Source organism: Rhabdochlamydiaceae symbiont of Dictyostelium giganteum, assembly GCF_964291045.1.
Lineage (GTDB): Bacteria > Chlamydiota > Chlamydiia > Chlamydiales > Rhabdochlamydiaceae > PALSA-1444.
Genome location: NZ_OZ197277.1, coordinates 387419 through 406845, shown reverse-complemented (window position 1 = coordinate 406845; position 19427 = coordinate 387419). Strand labels below are relative to the sequence as shown.

Annotated in this window: 11 protein-coding genes; 9 read left to right on the top strand and 2 right to left on the bottom strand. The window is 39.2% G+C overall.

Features of this window, described 5'->3' with window-relative positions:
* Positions 1–18: 18 nt before the first annotated feature.
* The 9 genes from serS (at position 19) to ACI7T6_RS01400 (ending at position 13455) form a co-directional block, all read left to right on the top strand.
* Positions 19–1296, top strand: coding sequence for a serine--tRNA ligase (serS, locus tag ACI7T6_RS01440; protein ID WP_404665819.1), 1278 nt, complete (start codon positions 19–21; stop codon positions 1294–1296).
* On the top strand, positions 1284–2543 hold the full coding sequence (locus tag ACI7T6_RS01435) for a M18 family aminopeptidase (protein WP_404665818.1): 1260 nt from the start codon (positions 1284–1286) through the stop codon (positions 2541–2543). The genes serS and ACI7T6_RS01435 overlap by 13 nt, the downstream gene beginning before the upstream one ends.
* A complete protein-coding gene (locus ACI7T6_RS01430) occupies positions 2540–3259 on the top strand; it encodes a VIT1/CCC1 transporter family protein (protein WP_404665817.1) in 720 nt (239 codons plus the stop codon). Before ACI7T6_RS01435 ends, ACI7T6_RS01430 begins: the two co-directional genes overlap by 4 nt.
* The gene (locus ACI7T6_RS01425; protein WP_404665816.1) at positions 3256–5187 is read left to right on the top strand and encodes a heavy metal translocating P-type ATPase; all 1932 of its coding nucleotides are present in this window, start codon (positions 3256–3258) and stop codon (positions 5185–5187) included. Before ACI7T6_RS01430 ends, ACI7T6_RS01425 begins: the two co-directional genes overlap by 4 nt.
* Positions 5188–5350: 163 nt before the next feature.
* Positions 5351–8395 carry an NAD-glutamate dehydrogenase domain-containing protein gene (locus ACI7T6_RS01420; protein ID WP_404665815.1) on the top strand — a complete coding sequence of 1015 codons (3045 nt, stop codon included), beginning with the start codon at positions 5351–5353 and terminating at the stop codon, positions 8393–8395.
* 93 nt (positions 8396–8488) lie between these two features.
* On the top strand, positions 8489–9586 hold the full coding sequence (hrcA, locus tag ACI7T6_RS01415; protein ID WP_404665814.1) for a heat-inducible transcriptional repressor HrcA: 1098 nt from the start codon (positions 8489–8491) through the stop codon (positions 9584–9586).
* Complete coding sequence (gene grpE / locus ACI7T6_RS01410; RefSeq protein WP_404665813.1) at positions 9579–10127, top strand: nucleotide exchange factor GrpE; 549 nt, start codon at positions 9579–9581, stop codon at positions 10125–10127. The genes hrcA and grpE overlap by 8 nt, the downstream gene beginning before the upstream one ends.
* Complete coding sequence (gene dnaK / locus ACI7T6_RS01405; protein WP_404665812.1) at positions 10117–12003, top strand: molecular chaperone DnaK; 1887 nt, start codon at positions 10117–10119, stop codon at positions 12001–12003. The genes grpE and dnaK overlap by 11 nt, the downstream gene beginning before the upstream one ends.
* Before the next feature lie 78 nt (positions 12004–12081).
* Positions 12082–13455, top strand: coding sequence for a hypothetical protein (locus ACI7T6_RS01400; protein WP_404665811.1), 1374 nt, complete (start codon positions 12082–12084; stop codon positions 13453–13455).
* Between the two features lie 75 nt (positions 13456–13530).
* On the opposite strand, the gene ACI7T6_RS01395 is transcribed toward ACI7T6_RS01400, so the two are convergent.
* The gene (locus tag ACI7T6_RS01395) at positions 13531–18246 is read right to left on the bottom strand and encodes a hypothetical protein (protein WP_404665810.1); all 4716 of its coding nucleotides are present in this window, start codon (positions 18244–18246) and stop codon (positions 13531–13533) included.
* 258 nt (positions 18247–18504) lie between these two features.
* Positions 18505–19212, bottom strand: a complete 708-nt coding sequence (locus tag ACI7T6_RS01390; protein ID WP_404665809.1) for a hypothetical protein — start codon at positions 19210–19212, stop codon at positions 18505–18507.
* Between the last annotated feature and the right edge of the window lie 215 nt (positions 19213–19427).

Genomic DNA, 19427 nt, shown 5'->3' with positions numbered 1-19427 from the left:
TATGAAAAGGATTTCCCCATGCTAGATATGAAATTGATTCGAAAAGATCCCCACGCTATTGAAGCTCAGCTGAAAACAAAAGACCCTTCTATCTCCTTAGATTCCATAATCCAGCTTGATGAAAAAATTCGGGAAGTGATTTTAGAAGTAGAGACGCTTCAAGCAGAGAAAAATAGCCTCTCTAAAGAAATTGGGGAGAAGAAGCGGCAAGGTATTGACACCTCTTCTTTAATGCAAAAAGTTAGCTCTTTTGGAGACCGTATTACCACGTTAAACCAAGAAAGAGCCTTGATTGAAGAAAAACTTCAGCATAGCCTCATGCTTCTTCCTAACCTCCCTCTTCCTCATGTTAAAGTGTCTCTTGATCCTAAAGACAATGTTTGCATCAAATCTTGGGGAGAGAAAAAACCATTTACCTTTCCATTTAAAAATCATGTTGAGCTCAATGAAAAACTCCATCTCTTTGATTTTAAACGAGGTGCTAAAGTAGCCGGAAGCGGCTGGCCAGCTTATAAAAATTTAGGAGCAAGACTTGAGTGGGCTCTCATTAATTACATGCTGCAAATCCATTTTAAAAACGGATTAGAACTTTGGATCCCGCCTCTTTTAGCAAGACAAGAGGCGATGCTAGGATCTGCGCATCTTCCTAAATTTGAATCTCAGCTGTTTAAAATTAAAGATGAAGACTACCATCTTTATCTGATTCCCACCGCAGAGTCTGCTTTAAATGGACTGCATTTAGAGGAAATTTTCTTAAGTGAAGAGCTTCCTAAGCGGTATGTCGCTTACACCCCTTGCTTCCGTAGAGAAGCGGGTGCTGCAGGATCTGGAGAAAGAGGGCTCATCCGGATGCATCAGTTTAATAAAGTCGAAATGTTTGCTTTTGCTATGCCAGAGCAAAGCGATGCGATCTTTGAGCAGATGGTACAAGGGGCAGAAGAGATCTTACAAGGGCTTAACCTTCACTACCGTAATATGGAGCTTGTGACAGGAGATATGTCATTTGCTGCCATGAAAACATGGGATATTGAAGTGTGGCTCCCTGGACAAAATAGATATTATGAAGTGTCTTCTATTTCTCATTGCGGTGATTTTCAAGCAAGAAGATCACTGATCCGTTACCGAAGAAAAGACGATAAACCTGAATTTGTTCACACGTTAAACGGCTCAGGACTTGCCACTTCACGCCTCATGGTAGCTCTTTTAGAAAATAACCAAAGAGAAGATGGATCTGTGGAAGTTCCTGAAGTGTTAAGACCGTATCTAAACGGAGTTAAAGAGCTATGTCCGGAGTAACAGATTCTCTTATTTCTCTCATTAAACGCTCACCTACCTCTTGGCACTTTGTTCAGTGTGCTAAAGAAGAGCTCTTTCAATATGGGTTTATCCCTTTAGAAGAGAGGCGCCCTTGGAATCTTGAAAAAGGGAAGAGCTATTTTGTTCAAAGAAACGGATCTCTTGCCTTTTTTACCCTTCCCTCTAACCCATCCCGGTTTAAAATCCTAGGGGCTCATACCGATAGCCCGGCCCTTAAATTAAAGCCGCATCCCCTTATCTCTCATCAAGGATATCATCAGCTCTTAACAGAGCTTTATGGAGGCCCAATCCTCTCTTCTTGGATGAATAGAGATCTTGGGATAGCAGGCAAAATCACTCTTGAAAAAGATGGCGGAGCGATTCAAGAAGAGCTGGTATTTCTTAAAAATTTTCCTTGCATTATTCCTCAGCTAGCCATTCACCTCGATAGAGAAGTGAATGATAAAGGGCTCATTTTAGATAAACAAAACCACCTAAGGCCTCTTCTTGCTTTAGGAGAAGAGCCTCTTACGTTAGAGAGCCTCATTCAACAAGAGACTACGTTTCATCAAATATTAGCAGCTGATCTCTTTCTTGTTCCTTTAGAAGAGCCAAGAGTGATAGGGATGCATCAAGAGATGCTCGCCTCTTACCGTTTAGATAATATCGCCTCTTCCCACGCTATCTTAGGATCAGCAAAAGATATGCAGCACTCTCAAGATTTATCCCTTTGTTTTCTTTGGGATCATGAAGAGATTGGATCCCAAACAACAGAGGGCGCAGGCTCCTCTTTTGCAAACGATATTTTAAGCCGTATTCAACAGGCTTACGCATGGAGTGAAGATCAATTTTTATCCTTAAAAGCCAATTCAATTGCCCTCTCTTTGGATGTAGCGCACGGCCTTCACCCAAACCATGGACAAAAATCAGATCCTGATCACCCAGTTCTCTTAGGAAAAGGTATTGTCATTAAACATAGTAGCTTAAAGCGGTACATGACCGATCAAAAAGCGCTCTCTTCTCTTCTCTTAAGCTGCCAAAAACTCAATGTTTCTTATCAACATTACACCGCAAGATCTGACATGCCAGGAGGAAGCACCATTGGCCCCATTTTTGGAGCGCAAATGGGCATATCAACCGTTGATATCGGTATTCCTTTACTCTCCATGCATTCCACCCGTGAAGTGATTGCCTTAAAAGATCACGCCTTCATGTGTCAGCTTTTACAACATTGGATTCATACATGACACCCTCTCACTTTAAAGATAAATCTATCCTTGAGCATTTAAAAGAGGCAAGAGCAAAAGGGTATGTAGCTTCCCTAGAGACGCATGGATTAGAGATGCCAGGGCCTTATGCTGCAGGATTTGATGCTGCAAGAGAGACAGCCTTACTTGGCGGCGCCATCTTCCTTCTTATCCCAGCTCTTTCGCTAGGAATACTGAGCAAAATTTTCTTAAGCTTTCTGATTTGGAAAGCTGGAAGATCTGCTCTTTTAGGATGGGCAAGACTTGAAAGACTGCACCGTTTGATGAAAGAAGAGCGGAGTGAGATTTTAAAAAACAGAAAAGAAGAAGAGAGTGAGCTTAAAGCGTTATATGCAGCTAAAGGGTTATCTGGAGAGCTGCTTGATGATGTCATCACCGTGCTCTCTTCTGATGATAACCGTTTATTAGAGATCATGCTAGAAGAGGAACTAGGACTTTCATTAGAGATCCATCCTCACCCTTTAGAGCAAAGTTTAGGCGCCTCTATCGGTGTTTTTATCTCTTCTTTTGTGATGCTGATGGCTTTTTTCTTTTATACCCCGGGTTTCATTCCTGTAACGCTTCTCATCATGGGCCTCTCTTCTTATGGCATGGCGGTTAAAGAGAAAAATAATGCGTTAGAAGCTGTTGTGTGGAACCTCTCTCTCACCACGTTTCTTTTTGTGATCACGGTTTTACTCAGAGGAATAGTATGAGTCGGTATGAAAATTTTGATGAATTTTTTGCCTCGAATGAAAAAGAAAGCATATCCCCTTTCCTCACTCCTCATGCAAGAAAGTGGGCAGTTAACCTCTCTTTAAAAGCGTCTCTTCTAGCCGCTGGATGCCTTCTTTTGGCTTATCTTTGTTATTTTATCCATCTCACAATGGCTTACTTAGCGCTCTCGGTTGTATTTTTTATCGTAGGGACGCCAGCTCTTATCCATGCTCTTCAAGAGTTATCTAGAAAAACTGTGAACATTGATGTGCTCATGACGCTTGCAGCGCTTCTCTCTGTGGTGATTGGAAGCCCTTTTGAAGGGGCGCTTCTCCTTGTTTTATTTGAGCTCTCTAGCGCTTTAGAAGAGCTTGTCGAGACGAAAACCAAGAGCAGTGTACACCATCTGCATAAACTCTCTCCTAGATGCGCTTTTGTGATTGGAGAAAAAGGGCATTTGATTGAAAAATCGATCCGGGATATCACCCCTGGCACCCACATTCTTGTGAAAGCAGGAGAAATTATCCCTTTAGATGGGGTGATATTAAACGGAAGATCGTATGTGAATATGGTGCATTTAACAGGAGAGAGCGCCCCGATTGCAAAAGATGTCTCTGATGAGGTGGCAGCAGGAACGCATAATCTAGATGGCTCTCTTACCATTCAAGTAACAAGAAGTTCAGGAGATTCTACACTAAGCCGCATTATTCAGCTCATGACAGAAGCTGCTGACTCTAAACCCAAAGCGCAGCAGTTTTTTGATACATTCAGTGAGCTCTACGCCTCTTCGATTATGATTTTGTCTCTTCTTTTTGCTCTCACACTCCCCTATCTTTTACGTATCCCCTTTTTAGGAAGTGAAGGATCTCTTTATAGAGCTCTTGCCTTTCTTATTGCAGCCTCTCCTTGCGCTCTCATTTTAGCGACTCCAACAGCTTACTTAAGCGCGCTGAGCAGCTGCGCAAAAAAAGGAGTCCTTCCTAAAGGCGGCATTATACTTGATACGCTCACCACCTGTAACATGATCGCTTTTGATAAGACAGGGACTCTGACAACAGGAGATCTCATCTGTACAGGGTGTACGCATTTGTATGGCCCTCTCATGAACTCTAACAAAGCGCTTCAAGTAGGAGCCTCTCTTGAGAGAAATGCTGTGCACCCGATTGCTAAGGCGATATCAAGACTTGCTAAAGAAAAAGAGCTCTCTCTTGAGTCTATTGAAGATTTTAAAGCTATACCTGGTCTTGGGCTACAAGGGACATACCAAGGCAGCCCTGTGTTGATTGGGCATAGAGATTTTATCCAGCAAAAACTAGGAAAAACTTTCACCCTTCCTGAGTCCATTCAAGTCTCAGCATACCTGTGGATGGAAGAATCTGTCATCTTGTTTACTTTTCAAGATCAAATGAGAGAGCATGCAAAAGATATGATCTCTTTTATGAAAAGCTCATCGATGAAGACCCTCATGTTAACAGGAGATCACGCTGTCAATGCTAACCCCGTTGGAGAGATGGCTGGCTTAGATGTCATCTTTTCTGATTTAAGACCAGAAGATAAACTCCAAAAGATTACCGAGTTATCTCAAAGCCATCAGCTCATTATGGTAGGAGATGGGATTAATGACGCTCCCTCCATTGCAAGAGCAACTGTTGGCATTTCCATGGGAAAAGCTGGCAGCATGGCAGCTATTGAAGCCTCTGATGTCATTTTGATGCATGATGATCTCTCTCTTTTACCTTGGCTAATCCAAAAAGCAAAGTCAACAAGACGGATCTTAATGCAAAATATTACGCTGGCGCTTAGCGTGATTCTTCTTGCTACAACCCCTTCTCTCTTAGGGTTCATTCCTCTTTGGCTAGCTGTTATTCTTCATGAAGGCGGCACTGTTTTAGTGGGATTAAATAGTTTACGTCTTTTAAAAAAATAAAATTTATAGTAAAAATAAGTTTAACTGATTTGATCATTTCAAAAGAAAAAACCCGTTAAACTAAAAAAAACATCAAAAGTGTTCATTGAACACGTTGCATGACCTTCTTTTGAGATAGATCAAGATCTCTTTTTCTTAAATCATTAGAAGATAAGGCAAGGTCATGACAATAGAAAGAAAAGAGTTTTTAACTCACGCTCTCTCTCAAGAAGCTACAAGCTTTGAAACCATGTATGCATGGATGCAAATGCATCTTCCCGCTTCTTTATTTCAAGAGATGGATGAGCAGACATTAAGAATCATGACCCACAACCTTGCCGTCTTTGATGTGCAAGGGTTTTTCTCCTTAATGACCTTTAATCATCAAACCGTTGTCCTCTCACTAGATAAAGAAGATGCAGACATGCAGATTTTAGCCAGGTTTAAAATGAGCACGATTCAAGATTATAAAACCTTTCTCTCAGATATCCCTCCCCCTTTTGCTGATGTCACTGTAGGGTTACGGATCACCCTCATTCACTTCATCCAAGAAGAATTACAACTAGAGCCTCTATCTCTAATGTTAGATCCCCTTCTAGTCAAGGTGCAGAAAAAAACTCCCTTAATGACCAAAGAAGAATTAAACACAGTTTTGCAATTGATGGGATCAAGATTTATACGGTCTCTTTCTGAAGAGAAGCTCTTATTAGCAATCGATGTTTTCATTCGGTCTCAAGCCAAAGATCCTTGCCAACTAGAGGTGAGATACCCACTTTCAACTGCTTTAAACAGTCATCAAACTCTATCCATCACGCTGGCCTGGAAGAATGTCCCTCAGCAAGATTTTCTCTTTCAAATTGCTAAAGTGATTCATCACCACGGATTTTCTTTAAAAAATTTGTCAGCTACTCATATGACGCCGTATGAAAAAGATAACACACTTGTCATGTCTCTCACGCTTCAAGCTTTAAAAGAAGAGGATTTTGAGAGGACTCTTTCTCACCTATTACAAGATCTTGTGATGGTGAAATATTTTCCTCATCAAGAACTTTTAGATAGAGTGTTTGTAGAATCCAAACGGTTAAGTCAAACATTAGGGAATGTCTTAAAAGCCGTGTGTGATTTCATTCATCAGCTCCTTGTGCATGTTGACCCTCATCTCTACACTTTTTCCTTGATTGAAGAGGCGTTTTGCCGCCATATGGATATCACAGTTAAACTTATGCAAGCGTTTGAAGAGAAGTTTCATCCTGAAAAAGCAAACCTTAATCAAGCGTTAGAGACGCTTAAAGAGTGCATTAGGCTCATTGATCACATTGATACAGGGCAAGAGATGAATGACAAACGAAGAAAAGTGATCTTAAGCCAAGGGATTAATTTCATCTTCCATCTTCTCAAAACCAATGTCTACCGCCGGAATAAAACTGCGTTTTCCTTCCGGATGGATCCTCTCTATTTAGAAAATGCCCCCATTAACTTAAAAGAAAAATTCCCTGAGCTCCCCTTTGCCGTTTTCTTTATGAAGGGGCTCCATTTTACCGGATTTCATATCCGCTTTCGCGATCTTGCAAGAGGCGGCTTAAGAACGGTATGCCCGCAACAAAAAGAGGCTTACCTCACCGACCGTAATACGCTTTTTACAGAGTGTTATAACCTTGCTCTCACGCAGCAAAAGAAAAATAAAGATATCCCTGAAGGGGGCGCAAAAGGGGTGATTTTATTAGAGCCCTCCTCTGATTTAGAAGAGCGGTGCCTTAGATACCGCGCCTTTTTAAAAGAACAAGGAGTTTCTTCAGAAGATATTGAAACAAAAGCCACACTTTTTTATGAACAGCAAAAACAAGAGCATCTCTATGAATCACAGCGCGCTTATACCGAGAGCTTTATCACGCTTTTAAACTGTGATGATACAGGCATATTAAGAGCTAAACACCTCATTGATTACTATCAAAAACCTGAATACATCTATTTAGGTCCAGATGAAAACATGCATAACACGATGATCACATGGATTGCAAACTACGCCAAAAGGTATCACTACAAACCAGGTATTTGCTTTATGTCAAGTAAGCCAGGAGCTGGTATTAATCATAAACAGTACGGCGTCACCTCATCTGGCATTCATGTTTACATGGAAGAGGTTTTAAAATTCATGGGCATTAACCCCTCTCAAGATATCTTCACCGTGAAAATGACAGGAGGGCCAGATGGAGATGTGGCAGGTAATCAAATGCATAACCTCTTTAAATACTACCCGCATACGGCACGTCTTCTTGCAACGCTTGATATATCAGGGGCTATCTTTGATCCTGAAGGGCTCCATTTAAATGCCGTCAATACACTCTTTGAAGAGGGAAAGCCGGTTAGCTACTACCCTCCTGAGCTTCTTCATGAAGGAGGTTTTTTACTCAAAGTGGCTTCGGGAAGTCCCTTAAGGCAAGAGGCCATGATGATCAAAAAAGAAGGGGGAAAAGTCACATACTCTCCTATCTCTTCTGATGCTTGTCATCACCTTTTAAGAACTCACATTCATCAAGTAAAAGCTGATATCTTTATTCCTGGAGGAGGAAGACCCAAAACGCTTCATGCAAATAACTATCAAGATTTTCTAGATCAAGAAGGGCGCCCGACCTCTAAGGCAATTATCGAAGGGGGAAACCTTTACCTCTCTCAAGAAGCAAGAAGTCTGCTTGAGGAAAAAGGCGTACTCATTGTGAAAGATAGCTCTGCAAATAAAGGAGGGGTCATCTGCTCCTCTTTTGAAGTGCTTGGAGGCCTTGTTCTTTCTGAAGAGGCGTTTATTAACGCAAAAGATATTTTAGCTAAAGAAATTTTATCTGTGATTCAATCAAGATCGTATGATGAAATTCAAGCGCTCTTAAGAGCCTTTAAACAAGAAAAGACAAGCTCTCTCACTCAGCTCTCAGAAGAGATCTCAGAAAAGATTAATCACTATACAGATGAACTCTTTGCCTATTTAGAACAGATCACTTTATCTCAAGAAAAACAAGATCTTTTTACAAGAAGTCTCATGAACTACGCCCTTCCTTTCTTAAGAAATAACTATGAAAAAGAACTCTTAACACGCGTTCCTATCCTGCATCAAAAATCTATTATCGCAGCTTTTATTGCCCAGCGCCTTGTGTACCGTAAAGGGGTCACCTGGGCCCCTTCCGTCCTCGATGTTCTCCCTCTTATCCTTCAAGACGAAAACATCTTATCTCATTGATTATGAGTTATTAATCATCATTTTTAGCATTCAAAGATAGTGAGTGCTAAAAATGCTTGATTTTTAGCTACCTCTCCTCTTATAATGAGGAGCATGAAGAGTTTAGCCCCCAGAAAACCCCCGAAAGATCAACGAGAGCGGTTTGTTCTCATTGGACTCATTGAGCTCTATTTAGAGACAGGAAAACCGGTCGGCTCTAACACGTTACGAGAAAATGGGTTTAGCTCGCTAAGCTCTGCTACCATTCGTAATTACTTTTCTAAGCTTGAAGCTGAAGGGCTCTTAAAGCAGCAGCATTCATCCGGCGGAAGAATTCCCACGTCCCTTGCGTATCAACTCTATGCTGAGATGTATCTTAAGTCCCCCACACTTGATGAAAAAGAGCTGAAAATCATTAAAAAATCTCTTGTTAAAGAAACAAGAGAGCTAGCTAGCTACCTTCAGCAAGCGGCAGAGATCGTTTCTGAAATCGCTGGATGCGCCGTTTTTCTCTCCTCTCCTAGGTTTGATCAAGACTTTGTGATGGATATCAAGCTTGTCCTCATTGACTCTCACAGGTGTTTATGTGTGCTGATTACCGATTTTGGCCTTGTTCACACAGAGATTCTTTACCTTGAGAAAAAACTGAGTAATTTTACACTCAAGAGATTGGAGAGATTTTTTCATTATAAGTTTAAAGGGATGGATAAACCCACTCTTTCTGCAGAAGAAGAAGTGATTGGAAACAGGTTTTATAACGAGATGATTTTAAGGCATCTGGTGGGATCTACACATAATAACACCCCAGAAATCACGAAAACAGGGTTTTCAAGACTTCTTTCCTTTGCTGACTTTAATGATGCAACCGCTTTAGCAGAGGGACTTGGCCTTTTTGAAAATAAAGCCGCTTTGCAATCTCTTTTACAAGAGTGTTGTAAAAGTGGAAATTTAAGCTGCTGGATTGGCGGCACTTTGAAAGGGTGCTCAGCGATTGCTGTCCCTTACCGTATTAATCAAACAGTTGTGGGGGCCATTGCCATCTTAGGGCCTCACCGCATCCCTTACCGTAAACTGTTTGGAACCCTTTTGGCAACTGCAGATTCGATTTCACTCTCTTTAACAAAGAGCCTGTATAAATTTAGAATCTCTTTTAGACAGCCAGAAGGTAACCCTCACCCGATTTGCTTACTTTTGGAGAATAAAAATGCATGATACAGATGAAGAAGAACTGAAGCCGCCAGCTCCTGAGGCTGAATCTCTTACCCTTGATCAAATCAAAGCTGAACAAGAAGCTATGATCGATTACAAAGATAAATATTTACGAGTCTTAGCCGATTCAGAAAATACGAAACGACGATTGCAAAAAGAGAAGCAAGACATGATGCGGTTTGCAATTGATCACGTTTTAACAGACATTTTAGTTCCTATTGACCAACTGGAAAACGCTTTAGGCTTTGCTTCGCAAATGCAAGGAGAAGTGAAAAACTGGGCAATTGGATTTGAGATGATTTTAAATCAATTTAAAGAAGTATTAACTTCACACGGCATTACAGCCTTTACTTCAGAGGGAGAGTTATTTAACCCTTTAAAGCATGAAGCTGTGGAATCTGAAGAAACAGACACTGCCCCTGAAGGAACCATTTTAAAAGAGTTCCTTAAAGGGTACAAATCTGGAGACCGCATCATCCGTGTGGCCCGTGTGAAAGTTGCAAAGAAAAAGAAAACAGAAGAGGAGAATAATCATGACAACTAAAAAAAGTAGAATTATCGGTATTGACCTTGGAACCACCAATTCTTGCGTTTCCATCATGGAAGGAGGATCTCCTGTTGTGATCGCTAACGCAGAAGGAGGAAGAACAACTCCTTCAATCGTTGGCTTTAAAGGAAGTGAAAGACTCGTCGGAGTTCCAGCCAAGCGTCAAGCTGTGATGAACCCTGAGAAAACCATTTCCTCTGCAAAACGGTTCATTGGACGAAAATTTAAAGAAGTTCAAGGGGAAATCAAAACCGTTCCTTATAAAGTCACAGAAAACACAAACGGCGACGCTGTGATTGAGATCGACGGAAAACTCATGACTCCAGAAGAAATTGGCGCGCAAGTTCTTTTAAAAATGAAAGAAACAGCAGAGGCGTATTTAGGAGAAAAAATTACAGAAGCTGTGATTACAGTCCCAGCTTACTTTAACGACTCTCAGAGACAATCGACAAAAGATGCAGGAAGAATTGCAGGACTTGATGTTAAACGGATCATTCCAGAGCCAACAGCTGCAGCGCTAGCTTACGGATTTGATAAATCGCACGATAAAAAAATTGCGGTGTTTGACCTTGGCGGCGGAACATTTGACGTCTCGATTCTAGAGCTTGGAGACGGTGTTTTTGAAGTGCTTGCTACAAACGGAGATACTCACCTTGGCGGAGACGACTTTGACAACGTGATTTTACACTGGATGTTAGATGAGTTCAAAAAAGAAAACGGCATCGACTTAAGTAAAGATAAGATGGCGCTTCAACGTTTAAGAGACGCTGCTGAAAAAGCTAAGATTGAACTGTCTGGAACCCAAACAACAGATATCAATCAGCCGTTTATCACCGTTGATGCAACAGGACCTAAACACTTAGCCCTCACGCTTTCCCGTGCAAAATTTGAATCTCTTGCACACAATCTCGTCGAAAGAACGGTTGAGCCTTGCCTTAAAGCGATTAAAGACTCAGGACTTTCTAAAGAAGAGATTGGAGAAGTGATCTTAGTAGGCGGAATGACAAGAATGCCGGCTGTTGAGAAAAAAGTAAAAGAGATCTTTGGAAGAGAGCCGCATAAAGGTGTCAACCCTGATGAAGTGGTCGCAATCGGGGCTGCAATTCAAGGGGCTGTCTTAACAGGTGATGTGAAAGACATCCTTCTTTTGGATGTGATTCCCCTCACTCTTGGTATTGAAACAATGGGAGGTGTATTTACGCCGATTGTGGAGCGAAACACAACCATTCCAACTCAGAAAAAGCAAGTGTTCTCAACAGCTGCTGACAACCAGCCAGCAGTGACTATTGTCGTTCTTCAAGGAGAGCGTAAAATGGCAAGAGATAACAAAGAGATTGGACGATTTGATCTCTCTGATATCCCTCCAGCACCAAGAGGCACTCCTCAAATTGAGGTAAGCTTTGATATTGATGCAGACGGCATATTGCATGTGTCTGCAAAAGATAGCCAATCAGGAAAAGAACAAAAAATCCGGATTGAAGCAAAGTCTGGTCTTTCAGAAGCAGAAATCCAAAAAATGCTTAAAGATGCTGAGGATAATGCTGAAGAAGATAAAAAACGGAAAGAAGAAGTGGAAGTGCGTAACGAAGCCGATTCTTTAGCGTTTAGAGCAGAAAAAGCGCTTACAGACTATAAAGATAAGCTTCCTGAAAATGTTGCATCTGATATTCAAAAACACATCGATTTGATTAAAAAAGCGCTTGAGACAAATGATAATACCCTCATTAAAGAGGCGTCTCAAAACCTTAATACTGCGATGCAAAAAATTGGAGAAGCGATGCAAGCAGCAGGTCCTATGGATCAAGCAGCTCCTCAAGGGCAGCCTGATGTTCAAGATGCTGAAGTTGAAATCCTCGATGAGGATAAAGAGTAAATCACTCTTTTCTCAAAAAACCCTTCTTGTAAAAGAAGGGTTTTTTTCTTTCTAAAAAAGTTATACACTTTGTTTATTGTGTCAAAAAGTCAAAATACATCTACCCTCACCGCTTATCCAGTAGGAAGCTTGCAAGAGTTCATTCTGATTGCAATGCCCCTCATTCTCCTTGCTCTTTCAGAGAGCTTAATTAAGTTTGGAGATCGGCTGTGTTTATCAAGGTATTCTATTGAAGCTTTAGAAGCAAACTCTTGCACCCTCTCTCTTTGCGCTCTCTTTCAGCTCCCTTTACTTAGAGTCATATCGATCACTCAAGCATTCATTGCGCAATATAAAGCAAATAACACTCTTCATAAAATTGGAGCTTGCGTGTGGCAGATGATCTGGCTCTCTCTTATCACATCCATTTTATCGCTAGCTCTCATCCCGCTAGGCATATCTTATTTTTTATCTAGCTCTCCTCTTCAAGGGCTCACGGTTCCTTACTTTTACACCTTACTGCCTCTTAATTTTCTCATGCCTTTAACAGCTGCTCTTTCTGCTTTTTATATTGGAAAAGGTGAAGTTAAAAACCTTCTCTCCCTTACCTTTTTGTCCCACTTCATCTTCTTTATACTCGATCCTCTTTTGATCTTTGGGATTTCAGGGCTCTTTCCCCCTCTTGGACTTCAAGGAGCTGCCCTTGCAAAAATCACAAGTCAGCTTCTACTCTGCACCCTCCTACTAAAAAATTTCTTAAGCAAAAAAAATCAACTTCTTTATCAAACAAATGACTATCAACTAAGACCTTCTTTACTATGGGAGTGTCTTCGAATTGGAGTGCCAAGATCACTCAGCCGTATTGTCTTGTTATTTCAGTGGGCCTCTGTCATACGTTTTTTATCTTTAAAAGGAGGAGATTATCTACTAGCTTATTCTTTTGGAGAGAGCATTCATTTTTTCTTCCTGTTTATTGTAGATGGTATGAGTCAAGCCATTATTTCAATTGGAGCCTACATTGCCGCGCTTAAACAAAAGGAGCTCATTACGAAATTTCAAAAAACAGTGATATTATTTACACTACTTTGCACGCTAGCTCTTTGTATTCCGTTCTATATTTTTGCAGATCCCTTGATTCACTTCATGTTCCCTCAATCTCTTTCTTTAGAGACACTCAAATTACTTCGTAGCTGCTGTTTCTTTAGCCTCTTCTTCTTCATCGCTCAAAGCTTAAATTCGCTAGCTCACAACCTATTAACTGCGTTTTACGACACCCTCTTTCAACTATTTTATAATATTTTATTTTCATGGATTGCTGTCTATTACTTCTTTGTGTGGTCCATTGAAAGCGGATTATGCCCTCCTGATAAAGTGTGGCTTCTCTCCTCTCTTTCTCTCATGATACCTTCTGCCGTATACTTCCTCCGTATGCGAAAGTTTACACACCCTAAGATCAAGCTCTCTTCCTCTTAAGGGCTTTATTAAGAGATAGGGAAAAGCCATCCTTAAAGTTTTTGAATCAAGCTTTTCCCTGATCAAAACCTTCTCTTAAAGTACCTTTTCTAGTGTTTTGAGCTCTCTTATTATTTTTTTCTCTTGAGAGGCTTTAACTAAATTCCATACGAGCTCTTTAAGATAAAAATAAGAATCTTCCTTTAAGAAAAAAGCAGATATTAAAAGATCCAGTTTTGAAAGGACTGTCTTTTTATCAAAAAGAGAAACACCTCCTCTTTCTCTTAAGCCAGTTGCCACCTTATAATACGCTCTTGGCTCTTCAATACTCAGCTGAACAGATCTCACATACAGTTGATGGGTTGTTAATGTAACTTTGTTCATAAGCGTCATCTCTTCCCCATCACGAAGCTGCTCTGCGAGAAAGTAGTAAGGATAGGGTTGATTAGGGTGTAGATCAATCATTTTCAGGTAAAAATCCAAAATAGAGGTGAAGGTGTGCATCACAGATATCCGTGAATTTTTTATCTGGTTCAGTTTTGCAACAATCGGTTTCATTGTTTTAGTCGTCATGACTTCTTGTGAACTTGAAGAAGCATTTTGACTATGATGGGCAAAGACTTTTAGTTCTTTTTCTAAAGCATAAGAAAGCTCTTCTTTTGAAGGCATAACATCCATGCGTACCTGAATAGGCTCTGTAAGAAGCTTTTCCATTTCTTGATAAGCAAATTTAAGAGAAGGATCTGCCTCTATTGCCTTAAAATAGAGATCTTGTTTGGATAAAATATTGACCTTGCTTAAAGGCTCTTCTGTATCCTTTTGTTCTTGGGACAAGCTAATGATTTGAGATGTGAAGTGCAGTTGATTTTCTTGCTCTTCTTTCATTTCTTCTTCATCCTCTTCCATTTCTTCTCTATCTTGGCAAGTGAGCTGAATCCGTTCATGCTCATTTAAGCAGTTAGCGATTTGAGGATAAAAAAGTGCTTTTGTTATGTGATCAGGAAAGAGCCAGTTACTTGGGTTATTGTGATAAAAAGAGAAGAGTTTCATATAGAGTTCTCTAATAGGTATCCCGTTAGTCAATAATTCTTGTTTTTCTAATGAAATAAGATACTCATTGATAGAGATTGCAAGTGGAATAAAACCATACATCTTCTCTTGGTTGTAGGATGTCTCAAATGTTTCTAGGAATGTTTTTAAGTCTTCAAACTCGTCTTTCTTGAATTCCTCATCGTCCTCTATCGGATTTATCAGGTGACTCTCAAAATAACTTTGAGTTTTGAAGAAAAATCCCCTTGCAGCAGAAGGCGTAAGCATTGATTTCAAAGAAGGATAATGTGTAACATGCATTTTTATTTTAGACTGACTATCATCGCAATGAATAATCTCACCTCTTCTGATTTTTAAAGCAATGTCAGCTACTAGTTTACACATATACAATTTGCCTCTCTCATCTTCATGATAGTCCTCTTGAAATGTGTCCAGAGTACGACTATCAGAAATATTATCTTCAAATGAACACTCTACAATAGAGTCTACTAAAGCTTGGTAGATCTTTAATTTAATAGAACGTGTTATAGTACTTTTTTCAATGAGTTCAAGACCAAATAAAGGGTTATCTAGTAGCAAGCTATTCATATGAAACCACCTAGACAGGTGTTTCTCATCAAAATAGGTCGTTTTTCCTGTAATTTGCTGAAAGGTTCCTGATAAATAATCTAAAGGGTAGTGGCTAAGGCAAAATTTTGATGTCTTTGTATCATACTGAATATAGGGATACTGCTCACTAGAGTGCTTAAAATACACGGCCGCATGAGAAAATTCTTTTTGAATATGTTGTATACTTTCTCTAATATATTGTTCTATTTGCGGCTCAGAAAGTTCAGGGATTTTTTGAGATTCTACTTTAAAACGATCTTGATAAAAACACCTTTCAAGTAACTCCTCCCCATCTTTCTTAATGATTAAAGAGAAGTCCCCTTGATCTGGAATATTCAACCTTAATACTTTGATAAAAAGGTCTTGTTCTGTCATAGACGTGCCATCTAAGAACTCATAACGCTCTTTTCCATGGCTAAGCTCTAAAAGAGCAAGATAATGCGCATCTTTCTTTGGACTTAAATAAATACTCAAAAGATAGAGATATTCCATTTGGATATGAGCATAAGACGGCTCATATCTATTGAGCATGAATAGGTTTTCAGCCAGATAGTGATATGTCCATGCATTGAGAGGATTTAGCTGTAAACTCTTAAAGTAGAGACCATAGATGAATTCTATATGAAGATGCTTGGCTTTTGAATTAAAAGGATTCTTATCACACGAATGAAAAAGAGAAGAGTGTTTATGATATTGATCCCAACTCATCCAAGCAGAAAGATGCCTTGCAAGATTACAATAAAAATAGCTATTACAAGGTGAAGTTTCAAGCGCTTCTTTCCATACTTCATCAGAAATGGTTGTAAGCTCTTCTAACGAACTCAAAGGATGAATCATCTGAGGATAAAGGGTAAATAATTCCGTTTGTGCTATAGCAGTCTCTTCTAAATGGAAAATAGGCTCTAGCCGCTTAAGACTTTGCGTAAGCCGGATCAAGAATTTACGGGTCTCTAAGTCTGTGATACCTATTTTAAGTTCAACCCTTAAACACTTTAGATAACAATGCGTTAAATTAAGAGGGGCGATTTTTCTCTTCTCCAGCTCTTTAAAGAAAAAATCATATGATATTTCTTCACTTGCGTAGTGATGAATCATTTCAATTAAGTCTCTTAAAGTCAGTTTTTCTAAACCAGGGGTTGAAAAAGCTAGATTGTCATCTATTTGATCCCCGGCAAGAGTTAATATTTTCTTACATAGACCACTTTTTGATAACACTTCTCCATTAATAAGCGGTATAGTTAATGCGATGGGTTGATTAACAGGTTTTATTAATTTTTTAGGAGATACTTGAGAGTGTTTATTGAATAATTGATGAAGTGCTAACTGCCGCTGTTGACTAGATTGATGAACTTCACTCGGCTTCAATCTTAAAAAAACGTAAAGACTCCAATACCCTGCTAAAAGCTCTGGGTTGATGTCAATTGCTGTTAAATAGAGTAGAGGTCTTATTTTCAATTTCTCATGAGACTCATAATGCGCCATAAAATCTAGCCGGCCTCTACTTAACATTTGAGCAAGACGAACATAAGCTAAGCCTCCTTTATGCTCAAAACAAAGAGATTTTGCCCATAGTCTTGCACTCCATGCATGACTAAACCCTTTCATGATGATAGAATCAGATTGAGGAATATGCCATATTTGCCTCACTTGGTCACAAGCAAATTTCGCTACTTGATGAAGATTTTTACTTGGTAAGATAGGATGAAGATGACTTATAGGTTCTTTACGTATGACTGCAATTAAAGCTTTAATATATTCGTAAGCTTGATTTTTCATCCCCTCTTGATAAAAAACAGCTGTTAAAAGCTGCTCATAAATCAATAATTTACCTTTTGAAGACAGAGGTGCTAAAGAGAGTTTTTCTAAAAAAGACAAAAAGCCCGGGTCTTTGAGTAAACTCTCTTTTTTATAAAGGATATTTAACTCAAGATCATGAGGACTTAAAGTTATGGCTTTAATTAAAAGATCTTCTTTTTGATAACGCTTTCCCGCAAATAGCAAAGTGGCATTTTCCTCTGCGACAAGATTCCACCCTTCATAAAGAGTGATATAAGCTTGAATATTACAAGGGTCTAGTTCTAGAGCTTTCAAAAGCAGCTCTTTAAAATAGGGGGCACCATATTTTTCTAAAAGAGTAGTATTATTACTTAATAGCTTGGCTAAAGAGCTATAACCTTGACTATAGTTAGGACTCTCTTTCATCACTTTAAGGCATAAATCCTCTCCCGTCATCAAATGGTGATTGAGAGAGATTGTTTGATCATTGCTGAGATCCCCTGCAAGGCCAAGATAAGCATCAAGATGTAAAGGATCCATCTCTAGTGCTTTTAAATAAAGAAGCTGAGGATTTAAATACAGTAGATCTGCATTAGATAAAAAATATTTTTCTCTATAATACAAAAGTCTTTTTGCAAGAAAGATATAACCCTTAACATCATCTTCTTTAAGTCTTATAGATTCGACATAAAGTTCATGCCATGTCATCTTTCGGTGATCTTTCAATAAAACCTCTTCCCCTATTTCAACTCTTCTTGCCAAATGCAGATAGAGTATAGGCTCCTGAGGATGTTCTTGAATCGCTAAGATCCATAGCTCTTTCGGGATAGCGTACACTTTCTCAAGAGAAAGATACGGATTTTTCATTTGCGCATCAATATACTGTTTTTGCAAAACACCATCTGTTTCTAAACTTTGTGATAAATCTTTATGCATCAATGCGTGGTAGACAGCAGAAATATTAAAAGGATCAAGCGTTATGGCTCTTTCTAATAGATCTTCCTTACTAAGAATTTCTGTAGAACTAAGCAGCACATGTGTTTCTTCTAAGAGCCTTCTTGCTGTATTAGAATAGAGTGTGCTTTGATCTGGGCTCTTATGAATTGCTTTAATCCATTCAGATAAGGGTATTGTTTTAATCTGTTCAAGAGAGAGCGTAGGATCATCTAAAGCTAAAGAAGAGACTACGTGATCCTCTAAAGAGGAAGGGTTTTCGCTTTCTTGTAATGATGTGATGGCCTGCTGCCCTACTTGGGTAATGGTAGACATCAATTCATGATGACTACTTGAATGATCTTCCCGTACTTTCTTATAAGAGCTCTCAAAAGTATCTGATGAAGAAATCTCTTCCTGAGGGGATCTTGGCCTTATTGTCATAACATATCCTAAAAATTTTAATGAAGATTAGGCTTAATAATCATTAAATACAACCTAAATAGTGATTTTTTGGTTATAACTCCTTCAATCTTCCTTAAAAATACCGTGTTATATGAAAATGAAAAAACTCTTCTACGACTAATCAGAGAGTAGAGCTACCCTCTGATTTTAATCTGTTTTTTATCTTATGAAGCATACACATTCATATGAAAAAAATGCCCTTCTATCAACTATTACAAGTTATATTTTTTAACCCTCTTAAGCATTGTAGTGAAAGTTACACCCTGAGAAAGCTAGAGGTTTTCCTTCTATTTTTATACCGACAGTAGGCTGAGGAAGATGTTGACAAGAAGAAAAGTTAAACCGTCCTCTTACATATGGCATTTGAGGTAGAGCCGTTAAAGAGTTACAGTAAGAGACATTAAAATCTTTTTCTACACTTAAGTTCTCTGGAAGCTCTATGAGATTTTTACAATAAGAGATGTTAAAATACCCCCCGACTTTTACCTCTGTAGATAAAGTCGTTAGAGACTCACAATGAGAGAGATTACAATCTCTTTCTACACTTAAGTTCTCTGAAAGCTGCGTGATATGTTTACAATCATAAAGGTTTAAAGACCCTTTAACTGTTAGTCTTTTAGGTAACACACTCAAAGCTTTACAAGAAGAGAAATTAACATCTCCTTCTACCGTTAAATAGTCTGGAAGCTCTATGAGAGGCATTTGATAACATTTAAGAGACCCTTCTATTGTCACATCTTTTGATCGTAAAAGAGTGAAAGCCTCCAAATTAGAGGTGTGAATGTTAACATCCCCCCTAATCACAATAAACTGAGGAAGATCCACGGCACTTGTTAATTGATGAAGCTCTTGTCCTAAAAGTGTGTGGTACTCTTCTCTTGGATTTCCTTCTTGTAGAAGATGAGAAGGATTAGAAACTCTAGATTGAACTGAAGAAATATGCATAACACTCCTCCATGGTTATTATGAGCCAATTGTTTCATAGGGCACTTTTTTTAGGAAGGATGAAATAAAAAATAGGTGTTTGTTGATGAGTATTATTTTTTATCCATTCATGAGTATATCAGAGAATTTGTAGGTGCTCATTCTATCTAATTTTTGATAGATCTTACCTTGATCTCGCTTCATAAAGCCGCTGTAGCTAGATAGAAAAAGGGCAA